Source organism: Serratia sp. PL7 (assembly GCF_945957435.1).
In genome coordinates, this window is sequence record NZ_CAMFLB010000043.1 from 25,115 (window position 1) to 32,362 (window position 7,248).

Sequence of the window (7,248 nt, forward strand, 5' to 3'; positions counted from 1 at the left end):
AATGTATTTATGCACGTAAGTGCATGAAAAGCGGCACTATATAGTTAAAAATCACACTATTATAACCCCGCTGATGCCCGCCCTTGGGCGGTACAATATTGCATGAAGCAAAATCCCCCCTCCGCCCTGCTAAGCCTATACGCGCCAACAGACGACGCAGACGCAAAACCCGCCCCTTCCCTCGGTGAGCGGTCAGAACGACGCACAGCGCCGTTTTGAGCGTGATTTCCGAGGCGTTAGCGGATGCGCTTGCGCAGATGGTTACGGGGGAGAACGTAGAGAACAAACAGTAAGGGAATAAACACAATCAAAAATGGCGGCGCCGGTCGGTGGCCATGTGTAAAAATGATGGTGTTTTCATGCCTGGCGCCTGGCTGCAGAATGCGCCTTTGACGTCAAATTGACAAATACGGATGTTTACCGGCCAACAATAACAAAAAATTATACTCCCCTACGGTCAGCGTTCCGCGTGTGTTCGGGTTCTCTTTTGACTGCCAGCTGCGCGGCAGACACTCAAACAGTGCGGCGGCTTGTTCAACGCTCAACCCGGCAGCTTCCCTCAACTGCCTAACGTCGTCAGCGCTAGGTTTATTTTGCACCGTCATCAGCTCCGGTTGCTTCTGCGTCAAAACATACTGCGGATGTTCACCGGCAAGCAACAGCAGGAACTGAAACTCACCGGGCCGGATGCCGATCGTCTCTTTTGACGTTTCAGACTCCTTTTTTTGCCACGTAGCCAAAGTAACGCCAAAAAGCGCAGCAAGGTTTTTTTGCGTCAATCCGAGTTGATTTCTCAGCTTTGCGATTTCCGCGCCGGTCGGTGTCGTCATTCTTCACCCTTAAAAAATTCAGAATCGAGTAAAATTTTAGTTGAGCGCAACTTGGGTAAATCTAGCCCTTTTAATTCTTCTTTGCTGCTTGCGGTAAACTGTGAGACTTGATCCACAAATTCCTTTTCCGTTCCGTCTGGAAAGCGTTTACGTTTGATTCGTGTAAACACGGCTTCTAACTGCCCGTTATCCAATTTAAAAACTTCTGTTTTAAACGTATTCATGCCGCTGGAACCGGCATGATGATAGACGCAGGTCTTAGACATTGTTTTGCCCTCTTAGTTGGCTAATAAACCCAACGATCCGAATAGTTTCATCCATCGTTAACCCTTTTAGGTCGAGTTTATAATTTTCATAGCAATAGCGTTGAACCTCGCCGCCGATCCCCCCATGACTCAATCCACACACTCTATCGGTGTGACCATAGCGAGGCCGTTCGACACTGACTAAGCGGCTTATAGCATCGATAAACCACTCTTTAGCCTGTTTCCGTTCAGCCTCTCTTTGTCGCTGGCTATCCGCATCTGCAAGCTTTGCCCGGAGGCCATTGAATAAGCGCTTGCGGATATCACGGCTGATCGCCGTTGGCGTTCTACTGTGGGAAATTTTAATCGCTGTATCGCTGCAACGGTCAATGACGGCCAACAGCTGAAACTGGTGATATGTGCAGGTGATTATGATGCTGTAATGTCGGTATTCAGGAGAGCGCAAGACTTGACGCCATTGCTCGGACTTTAGACGGTCAATGTGCCACCCGTCGCCGAGTAGCAAGCAGACTTGCTCAAGGGTGGTAATTTGCTGATTTGAAAATTCTTGCATGTTGTACTCCTAATCGCCAATCGGGGCGTACCGTAATAAATCTTACCGTTTGTCGGCAGTTAAATAGACTTCATCCCCTGCCCGTTTGCCAACGGCGATCACCAGCAGGACGATTTCGTTGTCGATGACTTCGTAAACCAGTCGATACCCGGATGAACGTAGTTTGATTTTATAGCGGTTCTGGCGGCCACTGAGTCGGGACGCTGGCACATGAGGGTTTTCTAATCGCTCAGCCAGCTTTTTTTTCAACTGCTCCCTGATCGGATGTCCCAGCTTTTTCCACTCTTTCAGAGCCCGTTTTTCAAACTTGAGTTTATAGGTCATCGAGGGTAACGCTCACAAACTCGGCATTTTTCATGCGCTCATCAGCGATTTGATTCAACTCAGCATCTTCGGCCAGCTCACGATAATAGGCGTAGAGCTCGGGGGGAACGCAGTAGAACGCTGGTTCGTTGCGATTGAGGATCGCGACCGCTTCACCGTCACCATCGGCCACGGTTCCCATCGGATTTTTTTTCAGGTCGGTTATCGACGCTGCGGTAGTAGTTAAAATCTGATAAGCCATGAGAGACCCTCCTTCAATAGAACACCAATAATAGCACCATTAAAAGTATTTTTCAATGTGTCTAGCTGCGAAAATCGTCTTCGAACGGTTCCATTAATTCATTAATATATGAAATACCAAACTCGTTTTTAATATCCTCTTTAATTCGGTGACAAAGTAATTTAACCGCGTCTGTTTTTGCTGCCATTTCAATGGTGCAATCGTAAAGCCGCTCTAACATCAAAGTTGTTTTAGTAATGTTCGAACCATATTTCGACAACGCATAAATTAAAAATTTACCACCCTCTTTATCGTTATGTTTCTCCATAAATAAAGTAGCGGCTAAGTCATCCCCATATGCGAATTCATCCAATATGATCTTCTTTACCTTTTCCGGGAAACTGACTTCTATAATATCTACATCACTTTCTCTAAATTTACCCAAGAATTCAATGAAGGGAGAATACTTTTGGGCAAATGGAATGAATTTATTTGCAGGAATTACACAAGTATAATAACAGTGAAAACCGTCATCCATTTTTGATTGAAAACCCAAGTCTCGATCATAATGACTTTTGCAGAAATCAACCAAATCAACTAAAGCGTTTTTTTCTAATAACCGTTCGTCAGCAATGATGGTTTGTTCCTGGATTTGTTCAAAGTAGTCAACGCCTCCAGTACTGATTGCCTCAAGGATCGCAAAATTATTCAAATCACACTGTGCCAGAATGCTCATTTCAATTCGATGCATTTGTATATTATTGATTCCAGCCATAAATAATTATCCTTGTAATGTTAACAAGCACAACCAGAGCATTGTAGCTCCGGCGACCCGTAAGACTATGCGACCAGTAGGAAAAAGCAAAGGTGCGATGATGCTTAAGCGCTGAAACGCAGCCAGTAGCGCGTAGAGCGATCTTGGGTATCTGGATGAGCTGAGCCTTCACTTATGTGCCGATCGCGGCTTAAAGAGCTTTACAGAGAGCAAAAAAGGATCCTTTTTGGATCTTCCGCACCGCTCGCCGCAGTTTTGGCTAGCGTAGGCAAGCTATGCGCCGCCGGAGTCTGTCAAAACGAGGAAGCGGAATTGCTACGGTGTTTAATGTGAGCACGTTCACACAGTAGCATATTGGGGCGATCAGGAGGTCTGACCGTGGGTTGTGTGCCTGCGAGTTATCCACAGGGCTTTGTATTACTGATCTTTTTTTACTTATTAAAAGACTTAGTTCAAAACTTACTTAAACTTGATCTTAACTTAATATACTTAAGTAACATTTTATTAACATTTTTATATTGTTGTTATTTAAGTGTTTATTCCTTTTTTTTTATTGAGTGTTAGTTCTAAAGGTGAACACCTATGCCGCAAAAGGTGAACGTTTATGCCGTTAAGGGTGAACACCTATGCCGTAAGAGGTGAACGCCTATGCCGTTAAGGGTGAACGCCTATGCCGTAGAGGTGAACGCCTGTGCCGTAAGAGGTGAACGCCTATGCCGTAAGAGGTGAACGCCTATGCCGTTTGCTGTAATTTACGTTTGCAATAGGGGTTGCAGGCTCTTCCTGGCTGATTTTTGAGCGCTACAGGTCATATAGTAGTCTGATATATATATCATTTTAATAGATCAGTTTGTTGATGAGTACCTTTCAGAACGGTAAGCCTTTCCTATCAGATATATGCTTATGTTTGTAATGACTTTTTTATGAAAGGTGAACGCCTATGCCGTGTTTGGTGAGGGAGAATGCCGCAAAAGGTGAACACCTATGCCGTCTCGAATTACACTTGATTACACAGTTAAAACCTCAAAGGTGAGATTTATCTTTTTTGATATCTCACTTAAAGGTGAACTCTTTTTTATTGCAAAGTTCACCTTTGGTGTTATTGTTGTTCTGTCGAATAAGATAAAAAGGTTTGTACGGATGAAACTTCAAAATGTGACGCCAAAAACTAAGATAAGACATCGGAATGAAATCAACTCTACATTCTCCATGCTTCCCTTGTCTGCTCGCCGAATCTTGTTTATGGCTATTGCCCAACTTGATTCCAAAAGAATGCTAGAGCAAGGGCAGACATTCAGAATAACTGCAAAAGAGTATTCTGTGATAGCTGATGTGGACATATCTGTCGCTTACAAGCAACTTAAAGAGGGTGCTAGCGAACTACAGACCAGTATCATTAGCATTCCAAAGAGTCAGCTTTTAGAACCATTCGCAAGAGCTGGGGAACCTTTGTTACCGAAGAAAGGGAAAAAATCACCGGCTGATACTATACGATCTTTAAACTTGACTGAATATTGTGACTATGCAGAAAGTGAGTCATCAATAGAGCTGAGTTTTACACGATTCATCGAACCATACATTTGTAGATTGAAAGACAACTATACAACTCAAGTTCTGTTATCCACGGTTAGACTCTCAGAGACGAATGCTAGCTCACTTTATCAACTCATTAGAAAAAACATCAGCATTGGAAAGAGAAGCTATTTTGATATCGAGGTTGATGATTTAAAAGATGAGTTGAATTTGTTTAAAATTGAAGACAACGAAAAAAATTACTTTTATCCAGACTTCAAAATTTTCAATAGAGCGTTTTTGAAAAAAAACATTTCTCTAATAAATGATGTTACCGAAATTAAAGATCTAGATTTTTCAATTATTGAAAAAGTTGCCCGTAAAGCTTCTAAGCTTCGTTTTACTTACTCTGTAAGTAAAGAGAGTGAAGCAGAAGATGATTTTGTAGATGAGGTGCTGGAACTAAACCAAAAAGGTGAAGTGAAAGCATCGAGTAACAACTCTCGGCGTGATATCAATGCAATCTCAGAGCCAGACACAGAAATCCCTGAGGGCTTTAGAGGTTAAGGAGGCTTTATGTCAAACATCTATCAGTTCCCGCAAGGCAAGGAAAGAACCAGTTTTAAAGCAGCCGTGAAACGTGTGAGTCATGAGAAAAAGAAGGCAGTGCGTAATGGCCGCGTTCTGAGGTGGCTAGATTTCCTTTGGTTTACGGTTCGGTATGCAATTGCTTTACTGCTCACTGCTGCCGTTCTGTTACCTGCTAATGTGCTCTACCCGTTCAGGAAGTTGTTAACGTATCTGACTGTAGGGCTTGGACTCGTTTTTTACTATACGGTCTATGATGAGCATTTTTATAAAGGTACTGACTTCACGCTTATCTGTTTGATCGCAATGACGGTGATAGCTCACTTGGGTTTAGTGTTGGATATTGTATTTTTAAAATTTGAGCCTTTTTTCCGTCTGATGCGTGTTAAAAATAATACGCCTTTTACCAGGGAAAACCGTAGCCAGCGCGGTGCAGCCAATGATGATTGATTGGTATACCCTCCCCGTTCTGCAAAGCGTTTTTTCCGTGCTACCATAGAGTAAGGTGACAAATGAGAACTTCGGAGCAGCAAAGAGAACTACACGATGCAAGATAGGCAAAGTGACCACATATCCATGCATTTCATGCATTGCTATGTGTTCACTTTGCCAGTGCTGCCGTAGGCTCTCGGGTTGCTATGCAACAGAAGGAGTAATGATAATGGATTACCAACAACGTAACCCACTAACGATACAAGAGAAGGAGTTCTATGCCAATCTGGTGCAGCTCTGCCCTCCTGGTGTCGTGGTTTTGTCTAAAATTAAACTTGCCGAACTGGTGAAACCCACAGCAGAATCAGGTAGTGATAAATTCTATAATGACATCAACAAAATCCTGAGTGTTACCCTGGATTTTGTTGTGTATGATTTGAATAACAATTATACCGTGGCGGTGTTTGACTATCAAGGAAATGGGATTTTCAAAGAGGAAAGGAAATCATTTCTTTCTGAGGTGTTTAAACAATCTTCGATTGAATATTTTTGCATTTCAAGAGTTGCGGAACTTTACTTAATTGATTTTTTTAAGGGGTAATATATGGGCCTTGTTAAGAGTTTGTTAGATGACATGCAGGAAGAAAGAAAAGAAGAATGGATACGCGAACATCTGGGACTAGATGAAGACAGCGAGCTTGATGAACTATCTATTGAATATGGAGAAGCAGAATTTCAGTTTCATGAATACCAGGATCATCTTGCAGATGAAGCTGCCTATCAGTTTGAGTTAGAAGAAGAACAGGAAATGGAGATCGAGTGGTTAAAAAAGAATCCCCATCTTGATATTTTTAAAAATTACTCCAGTGCCTTAGAAGCTGTTCTCTCTCTCAATTCAATTGAAAACAATGAAACACTCATAAAAATGCAAGTGGCCTACTCAGTCACTATCCTGGAATCTTGTCTCAGCGAAATGTTAAAATCTGTGGTTTTATCCTCTGATCGTTACATACGAAACGCTGTTTCCCATGTGAAGGGGTTAAATGACACTACGGTATCTTTGAAGGAAATTCTTGATGATGGTTCTATCATAGAAAAGAGAGTAATGAATTTCTTTTCTGATATTCTTTATCATCAGATTCCAAAGGTTTTAAATATCTATGAGGTTGTCTTGCAAGCAAAACAGCCAAAAGAAAATCGGTTAGGAGAATTAGTTAAGTTAATAAAGCTTAGGCATGACATTGTTCATCGCGATGGAAAAACCATAGAAGGGAAAAGAATTCCTCTTACTTCCAATGATGTTGAAAACTCAGTCAATCTAGTTCGTGTTTTTTTAGCTATTGTCAGTGGTTATATTTCTTCTGCTATCATTACTAATGAAGAAAAATATGAAGAGGACGAGAAATTAAAAAGAGAAGCTTTTTTAATAAGTATGCCGCCTTTTTGAGTAAATGCCCCTTTCGGGGCTTTTTACTTTTCAGTTAAACATGCGTAAATCGCGGGTATAACTTTGACGATAAGCAGTATCATGCTTATTACTATGTACGCAATATAGCCTATCCTTGCAGGCCATGAGGCTTCTTGAATTACAGTAATTATGTGATTTATTAATTCCATTTATCCTCCTGTAGATGTCGTTAAGAGGGGATTGGGCATTCCTTATTTTTCGAAGAAATTTTCATGGGGCGTATCGCCTGTGACCCAATAGCTGGGATTAGTAATCCACGCCCGCCGGTCGAACGCAATAG

10 protein-coding genes are annotated in these 7,248 nt (G+C 42.0%); 4 read left to right on the plus strand and 6 right to left on the minus strand.

All coding sequences use genetic code 11. The features are described from left to right. Positions 1-395: 395 nt before the first annotated feature. The 6 genes from N6G83_RS51780 to N6G83_RS51805 form a co-directional block, all read right to left on the minus strand. Entirely contained in the window at positions 396-830 is a 435-nt protein-coding gene (locus N6G83_RS51780; RefSeq protein WP_241391991.1) for a hypothetical protein, read from the minus strand. Next, the gene (locus N6G83_RS51785) at positions 827-1,096 is read right to left on the minus strand and encodes a hypothetical protein (RefSeq protein ID WP_126179362.1); all 270 of its coding nucleotides are present in this window, start codon (positions 1,094-1,096) and stop codon (positions 827-829) included. Before N6G83_RS51785 ends, N6G83_RS51780 begins: the two co-directional genes overlap by 4 nt. Next, positions 1,089-1,649, minus strand: coding sequence for a hypothetical protein (locus N6G83_RS51790; RefSeq protein ID WP_260524324.1), 561 nt, complete (start codon positions 1,647-1,649; stop codon positions 1,089-1,091). Before N6G83_RS51790 ends, N6G83_RS51785 begins: the two co-directional genes overlap by 8 nt. A 42-nt stretch (positions 1,650-1,691) precedes the next feature. Continuing rightward, entirely contained in the window at positions 1,692-1,973 is a 282-nt protein-coding gene (locus N6G83_RS51795) for a type II toxin-antitoxin system RelE/ParE family toxin (RefSeq protein ID WP_260524325.1), read from the minus strand. Beyond that, on the minus strand, positions 1,963-2,214 hold the full coding sequence (locus tag N6G83_RS51800) for a type II toxin-antitoxin system Phd/YefM family antitoxin (protein ID WP_219015177.1): 252 nt from the start codon (positions 2,212-2,214) through the stop codon (positions 1,963-1,965). The genes N6G83_RS51795 and N6G83_RS51800 overlap by 11 nt, the downstream gene beginning before the upstream one ends. A 61-nt stretch (positions 2,215-2,275) precedes the next feature. Continuing rightward, on the minus strand, positions 2,276-2,968 hold the full coding sequence (locus N6G83_RS51805) for a hypothetical protein (protein ID WP_260524326.1): 693 nt from the start codon (positions 2,966-2,968) through the stop codon (positions 2,276-2,278). A 1,140-nt stretch (positions 2,969-4,108) separates the two neighbouring features. Here N6G83_RS51805 and N6G83_RS51810 point away from each other — a divergent pair. The 4 genes from N6G83_RS51810 (at position 4,109) to N6G83_RS51825 (ending at position 6,947) form a co-directional block, all read left to right on the plus strand. Further along, positions 4,109-5,047: a replication initiation protein gene (locus N6G83_RS51810; RefSeq protein ID WP_260524330.1), complete on the plus strand. Its 939-nt coding sequence runs from the start codon at positions 4,109-4,111 to the stop codon at positions 5,045-5,047. 9 nt (positions 5,048-5,056) lie between these two features. After that, entirely contained in the window at positions 5,057-5,518 is a 462-nt protein-coding gene (locus N6G83_RS51815) for a hypothetical protein (RefSeq protein ID WP_219015175.1), read from the plus strand. A 211-nt stretch (positions 5,519-5,729) separates the two neighbouring features. Beyond that, the gene (locus tag N6G83_RS51820; protein ID WP_260524327.1) at positions 5,730-6,101 is read left to right on the plus strand and encodes a DUF2726 domain-containing protein; all 372 of its coding nucleotides are present in this window, start codon (positions 5,730-5,732) and stop codon (positions 6,099-6,101) included. A 3-nt stretch (positions 6,102-6,104) separates the two neighbouring features. Then, on the plus strand, positions 6,105-6,947 hold the full coding sequence (locus tag N6G83_RS51825) for a HEPN domain-containing protein (RefSeq protein WP_260524328.1): 843 nt from the start codon (positions 6,105-6,107) through the stop codon (positions 6,945-6,947). Positions 6,948-7,248 lie beyond the last annotated feature (301 nt).